Annotated in this window: 8 protein-coding genes and 1 tRNA gene; 7 read left to right on the plus strand and 2 right to left on the minus strand. The window is 70.3% G+C overall.

Annotation, left to right across the window (positions count from 1 at the left end; translation table 11 throughout):
- Nucleotides 1-408: 408 nt before the first annotated feature.
- Nucleotides 409-4,953, plus strand: a complete 4,545-nt coding sequence (locus QWJ39_RS04475) for an ExeM/NucH family extracellular endonuclease (protein WP_290256525.1) — start codon at nt 409-411, stop codon at nt 4,951-4,953.
- Between the two features lie 132 nt (nt 4,954-5,085).
- Here QWJ39_RS04475 and QWJ39_RS04480 read toward each other — a convergent pair whose 3' ends face one another.
- Entirely contained in the window at nt 5,086-7,089 is a 2,004-nt protein-coding gene (locus QWJ39_RS04480) for an FAD/NAD(P)-binding protein (protein ID WP_290256526.1), read from the minus strand.
- A 74-nt stretch (nt 7,090-7,163) separates the two neighbouring features.
- On the opposite strand from QWJ39_RS04480, the gene QWJ39_RS04485 reads away from it, so the two are divergent.
- Together QWJ39_RS04485 and QWJ39_RS04490 are read left to right on the plus strand one after the other, a co-directional pair.
- On the plus strand, nt 7,164-9,401 hold the full coding sequence (locus QWJ39_RS04485) for a prolyl oligopeptidase family serine peptidase (protein ID WP_290256527.1): 2,238 nt from the start codon (nt 7,164-7,166) through the stop codon (nt 9,399-9,401).
- Nucleotides 9,402-9,474: 73 nt separating this feature from the next.
- A tRNA-Ser gene (locus QWJ39_RS04490) sits at nt 9,475-9,562 on the plus strand.
- Between the two features lie 72 nt (nt 9,563-9,634).
- On the opposite strand, the gene QWJ39_RS04495 is transcribed toward QWJ39_RS04490, so the two are convergent.
- Nucleotides 9,635-11,833, minus strand: a complete 2,199-nt coding sequence (locus QWJ39_RS04495) for a RecQ family ATP-dependent DNA helicase (protein ID WP_290256528.1) — start codon at nt 11,831-11,833, stop codon at nt 9,635-9,637.
- A 132-nt stretch (nt 11,834-11,965) separates the two neighbouring features.
- Between QWJ39_RS04495 and QWJ39_RS04500 the strand changes: the two genes are divergently transcribed.
- From QWJ39_RS04500 to QWJ39_RS04515, 4 genes are all read left to right on the plus strand, one after another.
- A complete protein-coding gene (locus QWJ39_RS04500; RefSeq protein WP_290256529.1) occupies nt 11,966-13,384 on the plus strand; it encodes a phosphomannomutase/phosphoglucomutase in 1,419 nt (472 codons plus the stop codon).
- A 4-nt stretch (nt 13,385-13,388) separates the two neighbouring features.
- On the plus strand, nt 13,389-13,856 hold the full coding sequence (locus QWJ39_RS04505) for a hypothetical protein (RefSeq protein ID WP_290256530.1): 468 nt from the start codon (nt 13,389-13,391) through the stop codon (nt 13,854-13,856).
- A 14-nt stretch (nt 13,857-13,870) separates the two neighbouring features.
- Nucleotides 13,871-14,320: an Rrf2 family transcriptional regulator gene (locus QWJ39_RS04510; protein WP_290256531.1), complete on the plus strand. Its 450-nt coding sequence runs from the start codon at nt 13,871-13,873 to the stop codon at nt 14,318-14,320.
- Between the two features lie 274 nt (nt 14,321-14,594).
- Complete coding sequence (locus tag QWJ39_RS04515) at nt 14,595-15,761, plus strand: globin domain-containing protein (RefSeq protein WP_290256532.1); 1,167 nt, start codon at nt 14,595-14,597, stop codon at nt 15,759-15,761.
- The last annotated feature ends 113 nt before the right edge of the window (nt 15,762-15,874 follow it).

Raw genomic sequence — 15,874 nt, forward strand, 5'->3', positions numbered from 1 at the left:
GGCCGCCACACCGCGAGCGCCGGCCCTCCGGCGCGCCCCGGCGTCCCAACCCTAAGTAAATCTTTTGGAAAAATTGCGTTAACCAGCACCGGCCACCCGCTGATTCAGCGGAACGTGGTCGGTACTCTTTTGGGGTGTCCGGGCCAGGGGAAAGGCCGGGACGCACCGTAGTACCAACCACCACCCGTCGCCGGAGACACCCTTTGGTGGGGTTTCCGCGCCGGCTGCTGGGCGTTTCGCTGGGGAACGCCCCGCCGAGTGTTCACGTCATTCACTCCGTGTTCATTCACCCCTGTTTTGCTGTGCCGGGACCTGCTTGACCAGGAGCAGCCCGGCCCGTCCGCGGGGCCACAACCCCGGACATCGCACCCAGCCCTTACCCGGGCACCTTCATGAGAGTCAGAGCGAATGAAAATCACACCATGGAAGACAGCGCTGGGCACCGCGCTGTCAGCGGGGCTCATCGCCGCCCCGCTGACAGCCGTTCCGGCCGCAGCACTGGAGGTCTCGCCGGCAGCCGCCGGAACATCGCCGGTGACCATCAACGAGGCGTACCTCAGCGGCGGCAGCGCCGGAGCCGCCTTCAAGAACAAGTTCGTGGAGCTGTACAACTCCTCTGACGCACCCGTATCCCTGGAGGGCTGGTCCATCCAGTACCGCTCCGCGACCGGCACCGGGGCGCCCAGCTCGACGGCGCCGCTCACCGGCACCATCGCGGCCAAGGGGTTTTACCTGCTCAAGGCCGGAAGCAACGGCGCCACCGGCCAGGACCTGCCCGCGGCGGACGCCACGGCCACCGGGTTCAACCCGGCCGTCGGCGGCGGCACCATCATCCTTGCCAAGCAGCCGGCGGCCCTGAATCCGCTGGGCACCGGCTCGGTTATCGAGCCCGCCAGCGTCGCGGACATCCTCGGCTACGGCAGCTCGAACACCTTCGAGACCCAGGCCGCGGCCGCCCCGTCGGGCACCGGCGATGTCCGCAGCCTCAACCGCGCCAACGGTGTGGACAGCAACAACAACGCGATGGACTTCGGCCTCAACGCCGTCATCACCCCCGGCGCGGCCAACGGCACCGCCGCTCCCGTCGACCCGGCCCCCGGCACTCCCCCGGTGAACCGCACCATCGCCGAGATCCAGGGCACCGGCGCCGCCAGCCCGTTTACCGGCACCACCGCGACCACCCGGGGCAAGGTCACCGCCGCCTACCCCACCGGCGGGATCTCCGGCTTCTACCTCCAGACCCCCGGTACCGGCGGTGACCTGACCCCGGCCAACCACACCGCCTCCGACGGCATCTTCGTCTATGCACCCGCCGCCGTCGCCTCCGTGAAGATCGGCGACTACCTCGAGGTGACCGGCGAGGTCGCCGAGTACTACGGCATGACCCAGCTCAACGTCACCGGCACCACCGGGATCGCCGCGCTGGCCGAGGCCGCCCCGGAGGTCAAGGCCACCGGCTTCAGCCTTCCTGCCAGCGAGGCGTTCCGCGAATCCCTCGAGGGCATGCTCCTGACCCCGCAGGGCCCCGTCACGGTGGCGGACAACTTCTCGCTGAACCAGTACGGCGAGATCGGCCTGGCCGGGGGCACCACCCCGCTCGAGCAGCCCACCGCCGTCGCACCCTACGGCTCCGCCGAGTACACCGCCACGGTGGCGGCCAACGCGGAACGCGGCATCAAGCTCGACGACGGCGCCAGCACCAACTTCCTCAAGGACGCCGCCGCCAAGGCGCAGCCGCTGCCCTACCTGACCGGCACAGACCCGGTCCGCGTCGGCTCCCCCGTGACGTTCACGACCAACGTGGTCCTGGGCTACGCCAACAACGCCTGGAAGTTCCAGCCGCTGACCCAGCTGACCCCGGCGAATGCCGCCACTGTCCAGCCGGCCCGCTTCGGCGCCACCCGCGCCGATGCCCCCGCGGCCGTGGGCGGTAGCCTCAAGCTGGCCTCCTTCAATGTGCTGAACTACTTCCCCACCACCGGGGACCAGGTGTCCGGCTGCACGTTCTACAAGGACCGCGCCGGCAACCCGATCACCGTCCAGGGCGGCTGCAACGTCCGCGGCGCCGCCAACGCGGAGAACTTCAAGCGTCAGCAGGACAAGATCGTTGCCGCGATCACCAAGTCCGGCGCCGACGTCGTCACCCTGATGGAGGTCGAGAACTCGGCCCAGTTCGGCAAGAGCCGCGACGCCGCCCTGTCCACCCTGGTGGACGCCCTGAACGTGGCCACCCCCGGCATCTGGGACTACGTCCGCACCCCCGCCAACGCGCCCCCGCTGTCCGACGAGGACATGATCCGCACCGCGTTCATCTACAAGAAGGCCGCCGCCGAACCGGTGGGCGAATCCATCATCCTCAACGACACCGAGGCCTTCGCCAGCGCCCGCAAGCCGCTGGCCCAGGTCTTCAAGCCTGCCGGGGCCGCCGACGACAAGAAGTTCATCGCGATCGCCAACCACTTCAAGTCCAAGGGCTCGGCCGCGACCCCGGACGACACGGACAAGGGCCAGGGCAACTCCAACCTCGCCCGCACCGCCCAGGCGCAGTCCCTGCTGGCCTTCGCCGACGAGCTGCAGAAGTCCAAGGGCACGGACAAGGTCTTCCTGATCGGCGACTTCAACTCCTACGCCAAGGAAGACCCGATCAACGTCCTCACGGGCGCCGGGTACGTCAACCAGGACGAGAAGGCCAGGAACGCCGACGGCACCGCCAAGCACTCCTACCTCTTCGGCGGACTGGTGGGCTCCCTGGACCACATCCTCGCCTCCCCGGCGGCCAATGCGGCCGTCACCGGCGCGGACATCTGGAACATCAACTCGGTGGAATCCGTGGCGCTGGAGTACAGCCGCTACAACAACAACGTCACCGACTACTACGCCCCGGACCAGTTCCGCGCCAGCGACCACGACCCCGTGGTGGTGGGCCTGGACCTGAAGGCCGGCCCTGCCCTCCCGGCCAGCGTCGACCTCAACTTGCTGGGAATCAACGACTTCCACGGCCGGATCGACTCCAACACCGTGCAGTTCGCCGGCACCATCGAGAAGCTCCGCGCTGCCGCCGCCCCCGGCGCCACCGCTTTCCTCTCCGCCGGCGACAACATCGGCGCCTCCCTGTTCGCCTCCGCGGTGGCAAAGGATCAGCCGACCATCGACGTGCTCAACACCCTGGAACTGCGCACCTCGGCCGTGGGCAACCACGAGTTCGACGGCGGCTGGGCCGACCTGCGTGACCGCGTGATCGCCGGCGGCGCGAACGCCAAATTCCCGTACCTGGGTGCCAACGTCTACACGAAGGGCACCACCGAGCCGGTGCTGCCCGAGTACACCGTGCTGGAGCTGAACGGCATCAAGGTGGCCGTGATCGGCACCGTCACGCAGGAAGTCCCGGCACTGGTCACCCCCGCCGGCATCGCGGACCTCGAGTTCGGCGATCCGGTCGCGGCGATCAACCGGGCCGCAGCGAAGATCAAAGCGGACAAGCTGGCCGACGTGATCGTGGTCGAAAACCACGACGGCGCCGGGTCCGGAGCGCCCGAGGGCGCCACCCTGGAGCAGGAAGTCGCCGCCGGCGGCCCGTTCGCGGCGATGGTCCAGAAGGTCAGCCCCGACGTGGCCGCGATCTTCAACGGCCACACCCACAAGCAGTACGCCTGGGATGCACCGGTCCTGGACGGAGCGGGCCAGCCGACCGGCAAGACCCGCCCGATCGTCCAGACCGGCAACTATGGCGAGTTCATCGGCCAGATCCAGCTCACCATCGACACCAAGACCATGTCCGTCACCGGTTACAAGGCGGCCAACGTCAAGCGCAGCACGGATCCGGCCGCGGACCTGATCGCCGCCTACCCGAGGGTCGCCGCGGTCAAGGCCATCGTGGACAAGGCCGTCGCGGACGCCGCCGTGATCGGCAACCAGCCGGTCGGCAGGGTCACCGCGGATATCACCACCGCGTTCGCCGGCTCCCCCGCAGTCCGCGATGACCGCAGCAGCGAGTCCACCCTGGGCAACCTCGTGGCCGACTCGCTGGTAGACGCGCTGAAGACCCCCGAGCTGGGCGGAGCCGAGATCGGCGTCGTGAACCCGGGCGGCCTGCGCAACGAGCTGTACTACGCCCCGGACGGCACAATCACCTACGCAGAGGCCAACGCGGTCCTGCCGTTCGTGAACAACCTCTGGACCACGACCCTGACGGGCGCGCAGTTCAAGACGCTGCTGGAGCAGCAGTGGCAGACCAACCCGGACGGCACGGTCCCCAGCCGCGCCTACCAGCAGCTGGGCCTGTCCAAAAACGTCAACTACACCTACGACGCCGCCCGCGCCGCGGGTGACCGGATCACCGCGATCCGGGTCAACGGTGCGCTGATCGACCCGGCGAAGTCGTACCGGATCGGCACGTTCAGCTTCCTGGCCACCGGCGGCGACAACTTCCGGATCTTCAAGTCCGGCGCCGGCACGAAGGACTCCGGGCTGGTGGACCGGGACGCGTGGATCGCCTACCTGAAGGCTCACAACCCCGTCTCGCCGGACTTCGCACGCCGTTCCGTGGCCGTGGTCAACACCACCGCGGCCGAGGTCAAGGGCGGAGAAACCATCACCCTGGCGGTCTCGAAGCTGGACCTCACCTCGCTCGGCAGCCCGGTCAACGCCTCGCTGCGGGCCGAATTCACCGACGCCGCCGGCAAGGTCACCGCGCTGGGCACCGTCCCGGTCTCGGCCGGCGCCGCCTCGGTCAACCTCGCCGTGCCCGCGGCCGCGGCAGCGGGCACCGGCACCCTGGTGCTCACCGCCGTCGAGTCCGGCACCGTGGTGAAGACCGCGGTGCAGGTGGCGGCCGGCGCCCCGCCGGCACCGGTCTGCACCGCCCCGGTGCCGCCGACCAAGTGGTACGACCTGGCCGGCTGGGTCAAGTACGGCATCGCCTGGGTGAAGTACCAGAAATGCCTGCGGGGCTGATGCCCTGACAGGCGCGAACGGGCACGCCCCGCCCCGGCCGGAACGGAGGCCCACCAAAGCGGTGGGTCCTCCGGCCGGTCCGGGGTCGGGGCGTGCCTGTTTTCGTTTATGCCTGTTCTGATTGACCCGGGCTCAGCCGCCGAGGATGTCCCGGGCGATCTCGTCGGCGTCGCGCAGGGTCCGTTGCCCGCTGCGGTAGACCGGGCCCTGCGCCTGCCGGGCCTCCGCGGCGATCGCGGTGCCCCACTGCGCGGCCGAGAGTTGCAGCCCGAGGACGTAGACCCCTTCCGTCACGGCGCCGTTCGCGGCCACCGGGCGGTACGGGTGCGGGACGACGTCCAGGCCGGTGCTCTGCAGCGGGATGCCCTCGGCGGTCATAGTCAGGCGCGGCCGGACCAGGCCGTCGGCCAGCAGCTGTTCGAGCAGGGGCGAGGCGTTGACGCCCACCCGGTTCGCCGGGGCCAGGGCCTCCACCAGGACGGATGCCTCGACCCGGGCCGGGGTTTCCGTCGGCGCGATGCCCGTGGCTGACCCCGGAGTCTCTCCCGCGCCGCCGACCCAGGGGGAGGCGGCCGTGAACACGCCGGCCTTGCGGTCCACCCCGAATTTCGGGTCGGGGCCGACAAAGCTGACCACACCGGCGCGGACCAGCGCCGCGAGCTGCTCGGCGCGCAGGGCGGGCGGGCCGCTGGCCAGGCCCTCCACGAAGGCCTCGAACCAGCCGCGCAGCCCGGCCACCCAGGACTCGTCGGTGATGCCGCCGTCGGCCACCACGGACTTCAGCACGGCGCGTCCGTGGTGCAGTGCGCCGATGGTCATTTTCACCGGGTCGTCCTCGCCCAGGGCGGAGCGCCGGGCGTCGTCGAGCAGGTAGTCCGTCACGGCCGCGTCCAGCTCCGCCCGGGAGGCGAAGCTGCGCCCGGCCAGGGGCGCGGCCAGGCCCAGCAGGTCCAGCCGGCAGGCGGGGTCCACGTGCGCCTCGATGACCTCGGTGGCGGCGTCCTCCCACCTGGCGGTGGAGTGCGCGTGCGGGTGCAGCGCCTCCTCCAGCAGGGCCAGGAAGCGTTCCGGGCCGGGTGCGACGGCGTCCGGCTGCGAGCGCGCCAGGGTGGAGTAGTAGGCCCAGACCGCGTCGCGGTGGAGCAGCGGCCACAGGTCGTGGTCGAAGGCGGGCACCACGCCGGCGGCGGCGAAGCGGCCCACCGCCTCCTCCGTGAGGTACCGGAGGCTGACCGAGGCCGGGTAGTAGCCGGAGAGGGTGGCCTTGGCCCGGTATGGGGTGCCCCGGCGGGACGCGGCGATGATGAACGGTTCCCGGCCCGAGGGCAGGTAGGTGAGCCCGGCGCCGTCGTCTGCGGTCAGGAACGTCCCGCCCCGGCCCTCGGTCAGCTGGCCCATCACGTCGAAGAAGTTCAGCCCCATGCCGCGCACCAGCACCGGCTGCACGGCCGGGATGGCGGACCAGTCGACGTCGGCCGGGACGGCCGGCGGAAGGTAGGTCAGGCCGAGTTCGCCGGCGGCTGCCTGCAGCTCGCGCTGTTCGGGGTTCAGCCGGGATTCCAGGTGGCCCAGGGCCAGCACCACCGACCCGACCCTCAGCGTGGTCCCGTCGGCGAGCTCGACGTCGAACCCGCTGCCGGCGTCGTCCTCACCTGTGACGGGGCGGATCGCCGTCGCGGACGTCCGGTGGAAGGTAACAGTGACGCCTTCGGGCGCCGCGGCGACCAGTTCCTCGAGGGTGTGCCGCAGGTAGCGGCCGTACAGCGGGCGGCTGGGGAATCCGGTGGCCTCCAGCGCGTCGAGTTCTTCGCGTTCGGCGCCGCTGAGCGCCGCGTGGGGGTCCTGGCGCTGGCGTTGCCGCCACTGCTCGAAGGTCCCGCCGGCCAGCGGGGGCGCGAGACCGGGATCCTGGGGCACCACGGTGGGGTAGAACGACTGGGTGTTCATCAGGTAGAGCCGCGACTGCTCCGGGCGCCAGACGTGCCCCGGGCCGGCCGGGTAGGGGTCGATGACGTCGATCTGCAGGGTGGCGCCGGGGGCCGCGGGGGCCCAGTTGGCGAGCAGCCGTTCCAGCACGCTGGTGCCCCGAGGACCGGCGCCGATCAGTGCCGTCCGGATGCTTTGCGTTATTGCCACGGCATCCAGAGTATCGGCATCGGGCCCGGCGGCTTGACTTGCCTGCCCGGCGAGGCAGTTGCTTGGATGGGCCCATGACCACCACTGCTGCTGAGCAATTCCCCGTGTCCGGTGTCGCCCCGGGATCCGCGCCCGAACCCGTTGACGAGAACATCTGGCTGGAGGAGATCTACGGCGAGGAACAGCTGGCCTGGGTCCGCGAGCAGAACGCACGCACCGAGGAACTGCTGGAGGACGCAGAGTACGCGAAACTGCAGGAGCGCATCCTGGAAGTCCTGGACTCCACCGACCGGATCGCCATGGTCGGCAAGCACGGCCGCTGGTACTACAACTTCTGGAAGGACGGCACCAACCCCAAGGGCCTGTGGCGGCGTACCGACTGGGACAGCTACCGGGCGGGATCGCCCGCGTGGGAGGTCCTGCTGGACGTTGACGCCCTGGCCGCCGAGGAGGGCCAGGAATGGGTCTTCCACGGAGCCAACTTCCTCCGTCCGGCCGACGGCGGCGAGCACCGCCGGGCGCTGGTGGCACTCTCCCCCGACGGCGGCGACGCCAACCGGTACCGCGAGTTCGACGTCGAACGCCGCGCCTTCGTTGACCCGGCCGAGGGCGGCTTCGACCTGCCCACCGCCAAGGGCAACGCGTCCTGGCTGGACGAGGACACGCTGCTGGTCTCCAGCACCGCCGGGGGGCTGCCGCGGACCACGTCCTCCTACGCCCGTACCGGCGTCGTGCTGCGCCGCGGCGGGACCCTGGCCGACGCCGAGACGCTGTTCGAGATCCCCGAAGAGCACATGATGGCCCTGGTGGTGCACGATTCGACGCCCGGCTACGAGCGGACCTTCGCCGTGGACTGGGTCAGCTTCTTCGAGACCCGCACCTCGGTGCTGGTGGACGGCCAGTGGGTGGAGATCGATGTGCCCGCGGACGTGAACGTCAGCTCGCACCGGGACTGGCTGCTGTTCCGGCCGCAGAAAGACTGGACACTGGAGGGCACCAGCTACCCCGCGGGCTCCCTGCTGGCCGTGAACTTCGAGTCCTTCCTGGCCGGCGGCCGCGACCTGGCCGTGCTGTTCACCCCGGATGAGCACACCTCGCTGCAGTCCTGGAGCTGGACCCGGGACTTCCTGCTGCTGAACCTGCTGCGCGACGTGTCCTCCGAGATCCGGGTGCTGGACCCGCAGCGGCCCGGCACCGACTCGGCCTGGGCGGTCAAGGTCCTGGACGCCTGCCCGCCGCTGCACGACGTGAACGCCTACGCCGTCGACGACGAGGACACCGTCGAGGGCGCGGACGGTTCCGTGGACGCCGGTGCCGCCGGGGGCAACGACTTCTGGCTGGTGGCTACCGGCTTCACCACGCCCACCACCCTCACCCGCGGCACGCTCACCCGCGCCGGCGTCGACGGGGTGGTCAGCAACCACGAGGTGGTGCGCACCGCGCCGTCGTTCTTCGAGGAGGACGCGTACGAGGTGCAGCAGCACTTCGCCGTCTCGCAGGACGGGACCCGCGTCCCCTACTTCCAGATCGCGGCGCGCGGCCTGGTTCTAGACGGCCAGAACCCCACCCAGCTTTCCGGCTACGGCGGATTCGAGGTCTCCCGCACCCCCGCCTACAGCGGCGTGGTGGGCCGTGCCTGGCTGGAACGCCGGACCGAGGAGATGGCCGGGGCCGACGGCGGGGCCCCGCACAGCCGCGGCGGCGTCTACGTGGTGGCCAACATCCGGGGCGGCGGCGAATACGGGCCCGCCTGGCACCGCGCCGCCCTGCAGGAAAACCGGCACCGCGCCTACGAGGACTTCGCCGCGGTGGCCAGGGACCTGATCTCCCGCGGCGTGACCTCGCGGGAGCGGCTGGGCTGCGTGGGCGGCTCCAACGGCGGCCTGCTGGTGGGCAACATGCTCACCCAGTACCCGGAGCTTTTCGGCGCCGTCTCCTGCGGTGTGCCGCTGCTGGACATGCGCCGGTACAGCAAACTCTCGGCCGGCTACTCCTGGATCGGCGAGTACGGCGACCCGGACGACGCCGGGCAGTGGGAGTTCATCCGGACGTTCTCGCCCTACCACCTGCTCCGGGACGGGGTTGAGTACCCGGAGACGCTGATCTGGACCGCCACCTCGGACGACCGGGTGGGGCCGGTGCAGGCGCGCAAGATGGCGGCGCGCATGCAGGCGATGGGGATCCCGAACGTGTGGTTCCACGAGGCCCTCGAGGGCGGCCACGCCGGGGCCTCGGACAACCGGCAGGCCGCGGCGTTGCAGAGCCGCAGCCAGCACTTCCTCTGGCGGGCGCTGGCGGGCAGCGGCGCCTGACCCGGCGGCCCGCCAACCGTTTTGCGCTGCATGGCCGGTTCTGCGTATCCTTGGTGGGCTAGTGATAGCGGATGGAGACGTGCCAGAGCGGCCGAATGGGCTTCACTGCTAATGAAGTGTGGGGCACAACTCCACCGGGGGTTCAAATCCCCCCGTCTCCGCGTTTGGCCCCGGTCCTGGACCGGGGCCTTTTGCGTACCCGGGGGCTGGCCGGCCCAGGCCGTGCCCCGTGCCTAGCCGGCCTGGCCCAGCACCAAAGGCAACACGGCTCCCGCGCCGGCCTGGCGCAGGGCCCGGCCCGCCACAGTGACGCTCCAGCGGCTGTCCACCAGGTCATCGATCAGCATCACGCTCTGGCCCTGAATCCCGGCGAGGGCAGCCCCCAATTCCGGGCCCACCACCAGGCGCTCCCAGACCCCCGCGAGCCGGTACGCGCTGTTGCCCCCACGGCCGCCCGTGGGTCCGCCGTGGGCCAGCTGCAGCGCGCCGAGGTAAGGAATGCGGCCGATCTCCGAGATGCCGCGGGCCAGCGAGTCGACCAGTTCCGGCTTGCTCCGGGACGGGACGCTGACGATTCCCGCCGGCCGGCCCGCTCCGCTCCAGCCGGGGGTCCGGGAATCGCCCTGCCCCCACTCGCGCAGCACCTGGACGCAGGCCCGCAGCATCGCCGGGTCCACGGCACGGTCCGGGGCACCGGCGGCGAACGTCTCGCGCAGCGCGCCGCCCCAGCCTAGGTCGGTCAGGCGGGCGAGTGCCCGGCCGTTGGCCACGCTCTCCTCGGGCTTGATCTTGCCCTTGACGGCCACGCCCAGGCGGTCCATCCCGCTGGGCCACTGCAAACGGGGTTCCAGCACGATCCCGGCGCGGCTGAGCGTGGCATCGGCGGTCTGGGTTGCGTCGGCGGCGATGTCGGCCGGGAACCACCGTCCGGCGCAGTTGTCGCACCGCCCGCAGGGGTGGGCGGTCTCGTCGTCGAGGACAGAGGTGATGTACTCCATCCGGCACCCGGCGGTGTCCTGGTAGATCACCATGGAGTCCTGCTCGTCCACGCGGGCCTCGGCGATCCGGCGGTACCGTTCGGCATCGTAGACCCATGGCATGCCTGTGGAGCGCCAGCCGCCGCCCACCCGCTCCACGGCCCCGTCAACGGCCAGGACCTTGAGGAGCAGTTCCAGCGGCGTCCGGCGCAGGTCCACGCGTGCTTCCAGCGCGACGGTGGACACGGCGGTTCCGGCCTCGGCCAGGGCGGTCAGCACCGCCGCGGCCTTCTCCTCCGAAGGCATGGACGCCGTGGCGAAGTACTGCCAGATATCCCGGTCCTCCGATCCGGGAAGCAGCAGGACGTCGGCGTTCGCGGCGCCACGGCCTGCGCGGCCCACCTGCTGGTAGTACGCCACGGGCGAGGACGGGGCGCCCAGGTGCACCACGAAGCCGAGGTCGGGCTTGTCGAAGCCCATCCCGAGGGCCGAGGTGGCCACCAGCGCCTTCACCTCGTTGTCCTTGAGCAACTGCTCCGCCCGTTCCCGGTCCGCCGGGTCGGTCCTGCCGGTGTAGGAGAGCACGTTGTGCCCGGCCTCGGCCAGCAGCCGGGCGGTGTCCTCGGCCGCGGAGACGGTCAGGGTGTAGATGATGCCGCTGCCGGGCAGGTCCCGCAGGTGGGTCAGCAGCCAGCCCAACCGCTCGCGGGAGTCCGGCAGCCGAAGGACGCCCAGCCGGAGGGAGTCCCGGCCCAGGGCACCGCGGATGGTCAGGACGCCCTCGCCGAGCTGTTCCTCAATGTCGTGGACCACGCGGGAATTGGCGGTGGCCGTGGTGGCCAGGACGGGAACGCTGTCCGGCAGCTGGGTGATCAGGTCGGCGATGCGGCGGTAATCAGGCCGGAAGTCGTGGCCCCAGTCGGAGATGCAGTGCGCCTCATCGATGACCAGGAGCCCGGTCCGCCGGACCAGTTCGGGGAGCTGGTTCTCGCGGAAAGAGGGGTTGGTGAGCCGTTCCGGGGACACGAGAAGGACGTCCACCTCGTCGGCCGCGAGCTGCTCCCGGACGGTGTCCCATTCGAGCTGGTTTGCCGAGTTGATCGCCACGGCCCGGACACCGGCCCGGGCTGCGGCGGCGACCTGGTCCCGCATGAGCGCCAGCAGCGGCGACACGATCAGGGTGGGGCCGGCACCGCGGCGGCGCAACAGCAGGGAGGCGACGAAGTACACCGCGGACTTGCCCCAGCCGGTGCGCTGGACCACGAGGGCCCGCCGGCCGCCGTCGACCAACGCCTCGATGGCTTCGAACTGTCCCTCGTGGAAGTCCGCTCCCGGGTTTCCGACGAGCTCGCGCAGCACGCCCTGCGCCTGGGCCCGCGTCGTAGATTCAGGGGTCGTCGAGTCAGGGGTCGTCGGGTCAGGGGTCATGACTGGTGCGTTCTGGGGAGTAGCCATTGCTTCAGTATCCCAGCCCCCTCCGACAGCGACGAAGCCCGCCCGCACCTATGTGGACAACGTCTCCCGGGAAATCCACATAAGCGGACCCGTATCGGCTGCGCGGCGGGCCCTTCACCGTAAGATGGTGCCGTGACTAGCGAACAGACCAAGACCTATGACCTCTCGGCCTCCTTCAAGGCCTACGACGTGCGCGGCATCGTCGGCGACTCGATCACCGTCGAGATCGTCGAGGCGGTTGGCGCCGCCTTCGTCGACGTCCTCGAACTGAGCGGACAGACGGTCCTGGTCGGCGGCGACATGCGTCCCTCCTCCCCCGAATTCAGCCGGGCCTTCGCCAACGGCGCCGCCACCCGCGGGGCCAACGTCCAGCTGCTGGATCTCATCTCCACCGACGAGCTCTACTTCGCTTGCGGCAAGCTCAACGCCGCCGGCGCCACCTTCACCGCCAGTCACAACCCCGCCGAGTACAACGGCATCAAGATGGCGAAGGCCGGCGCTGTCCCGATCTCCTCCGAGACCGGACTCAAGGAGATCCAGGCCCGTGCCGAGGAATACCTCAACGCCGGCACCATCCCCGCCCAGGGCTCCCGGGGCCTGATCAGCGTCCGCGATGTCCTCAAGGACTACTCCGAGTACCTGCGCAGCCTCGTGGACCTCAGCGGCTCCCGCCCGCTGAAGGTCGTGGTCGACGCCGGCAACGGCATGGCAGGCATGACCACCCCCGCTGTCCTCGGCGACACACTGCTGCCCAAGCTGCCGCTGGAGATCGTGCCGCTGTACTTCGAACTGGACGGCTCGTTCCCGAACCACCCGGCCAACCCGCTGGAGCCGGAGAACCTGCGCGACTTGCAGGCCGCCGTCGTGGAGCACGGCGCCGACATCGGCCTGGCGTTCGACGGCGATGCCGACCGCTGCTTCGTGATCGACGAGAAGGGTGAGCCGGTCTCCCCCTCCGCCGTCACGGGCATGGTGGCCCGCCGCGAGATCGCCCGCGCCAAGGCCAACGGCGAGGACAACCCGACGATCATCCACAACCTCCTGACCTCGCGTGCGGTTCCGGAACTCGTCGCCACCGACGGCGGCCGCGCCGTCCGCACCCGGGTGGGCCATTCCTTCATCAAGGCCGTGATGGCCGCGGAGGGCGCCATCTTCGGCGGAGAACACTCCGCGCACTTCTACTTCCGCGACTTCTGGAACGCTGACACCGGCATGCTGGCCGCCATGCACGTCCTGGCCGCGCTGGGCGAACAGGACGGCCCACTCTCCGACTTGGGCCGCGAGTACGAGCCGTACCGGTCCTCCGGTGAGATCAACTCCGAGATCGAGGACAAGGCCGCCGCCGTGGAGCGGGTCCGGCAGGACTTCCACACCGAGGATGTCGAGATCGACTACCTGGACGGCAGCACCTTCGTCGCCGCCGACGGCAGCTACTGGTTCAACCTGCGCCCGTCCAACACCGAGCCCTTCCTCCGCCTGAACGTCGAGGCCACAGACCAGGAAACCATGGAACGCATCCGCGACCGGGTGCTGTCCGTGGTCCGGGGCTAACCGGGTGAGCAGCCCGGCCACCGGTTCCTGGCGCAGCTCCGTGCCCGAGGCCAGCGCCACCGACTTGGAAAACCTGCTGGGCACCGGCGTCGGCGCGGCCCAGGAGCAGCTTGAGCGCAACGGCGGATTCCTGCCCTTCGCCCTGGTGGTCCAGAACGACGACGAGGTGCGGCTGGTGGCGGTCACACCGGCCGACGCCGCCGACGGCACGGACGGTGACTTCGACGCCGACGCCATGATCGCGGACCTGACGGAGCTCCTCCGCCAGCACCGGGACGAGTTCCGCGCCGCGGCGATCGTCTGCGACATCACACTGGTGGAGGAAGACTCCGACGCCATCCACGTCGCGGCCGAACACCGCGACGGCAGCGTCTTCGCTGCCGTCCTGCCCTACTCGGGCGACGACAGCGGAGACCTCCACTTCGGGGAGCTCGCGGCGGACTCCAACGAACCCACCGTCTGGGTGGACTAGACCAACAGCAGACCATGAGGATCAACGCCTTCGCCGACGTCAGCCTGCGGGCCATGATGGTCCTGGCGGCAGCCCCCGGCGGCGGCCTGCTTACCACGCAGGCCGTCGCCGACGCCGTCGGCACCCCGTACAACCACGTCAGCAAGGCCATGGCCAAGCTGCGGATAATGGGGCTGATCGACGTCGAACGCGGCCGCCACGGCGGATCCCGGCTCAGTGCCACCGGCCGCCGCGCCACCGTGGGCGAGCTGCTGCGCGCCCTCGACACCCGGCAGGACCCCGCCGACTGCGAGGCGCCCGGCGGCACCTGCCCCCTGATCGCCGAATGCCACCTCCGCGGCGCCCTGCACCGGGCCCGCGAGGCCTTCTACCGCGAACTCGACGACATCGTCATCGCCTCGCTCCCCACCGAACGGCAGATGAACCCCGTCTTCGCCTCGATCGGCCTGCGCCCCGACCTCTAAGCGACACCGCCCCTCGCACTGGCAAGCACTGGGAAGCACTGAGAGGCACTGCCCGGCGGCCTCGCCCTCGATACTCTCCCCACGCGCTCCCGCCGCCCGAACTCGGCGGCTTTCGCCCGCACCCCACCGCGGAATGAACCGTCGCCCGGTCACGATTTGCACCGAACTTCTACGAGCTGTAGAAAAGAGCATGTAGATACTTGTATTTGAAATGCAAGTATCGACGCACAGGGTCCGCCTGAAGACGCCGGACCACTATCTCAGGAGTCAGCACATGCTCTCGGACAAGTCCTTCCCCGTCATCGAGGCCACCCTGCCGCTGGTCGGATCCCGCATCGGAGACATCACCCCCAAGTTCTACGCCCGGCTCTTCGGCGCACACCCGGAGCTGCTCGACGGCCTCTTCAGCCGGTCCAACCAGCGCAACGGCAACCAGCAGCAGGCCCTCGCCGGGAGCATCGCCGCCTTCGCCAGCCACCTGGTGGCCAACCCGGGCACCCTGCCGGAGACCGTCCTCTCCCGCATCGCCCACCGGCACGCTTCCCTCGGCATCACCGAACCGCAATACCAGGTGGTCTACGAGCACCTCTTCGCCGCCATCGCCGAAGACCTGGCCGGGGTCATCACCCCCGAGATCGCCGAGGCATGGACCGAGGTGTACTGGCTGATGGCCGACGCGCTGATCAAGCTGGAGAAGGGCCTCTACGCCGCGCAGGCCAACGACGCGATGTGGACCCCGTGGCGGGTGGCAGCCAAGCGCCCCGCCGGCACCGGCTCCACGACCTTTGTCCTGGAACCCGCGGACAGCACCCCGGTCACGGCCGCGCTGCCCGGCCAGTACGTCAGCGTCAAGGTCACCCTTCCGGACGGCCTGCGCCAGGTCCGGCAGTACTCCCTCTCCGGAGACGCCGGGACCAGCCGCACCTTCACCACCAAGATCGACGACGGCGGCGAGGTCTCCCCCGTCCTGCACAGGAACGTCCAGGTCGGCGACATCCTCGAGATCTCCAACCCCTACGGCGAGATCACCCTCAAGGAGGGCGACGGCCCGGTGGTGCTGGCCTCGGCCGGCATCGGCTGCACGCCGTCGGCCTCGATCTTGCGCTCGCTCGCCGCCGCCGGCTCGGACCGCCGGGTGCTGGTGCTGCACGCCGAAAGCACCCTGGAGAGCTGGGCGCTGCGCTCCCAGATGACCGACGACGTCGAGCGCCTCGACGGCGCCGAACTGCAGCTCTGGCTCGAACGTCCGGCGGAGGGAACCCCCGCCCGCGAAGGGTTCATGAGCCTGCATGGGGTGGACCTGCCCGCGGACGCATCCCTGTACCTGTGCGGTCCGCTCCCGTTCATGAAGAACATCCGCAACGAGGCGATCAACGCCGGAATCCCCGCCACGAAGATCCACTACGAGGTCTTCGGCCCGGATATCTGGCTCGCCAACTAGGGCCCGGCCGGACCGGCAGCCCAACGTTAAACAGACGGCGGCCCCGCACCTCCGGCACCGAGGCAGTCGAGGCCGCGTTCAAGCTCGCCCGCCGCAACACGGGCGCCGGTCCG

Origin of the sequence: Arthrobacter sp. YD4, assembly GCF_030410515.1 — a bacterium.
Classification (GTDB): domain Bacteria; phylum Actinomycetota; class Actinomycetes; order Actinomycetales; family Micrococcaceae; genus Arthrobacter.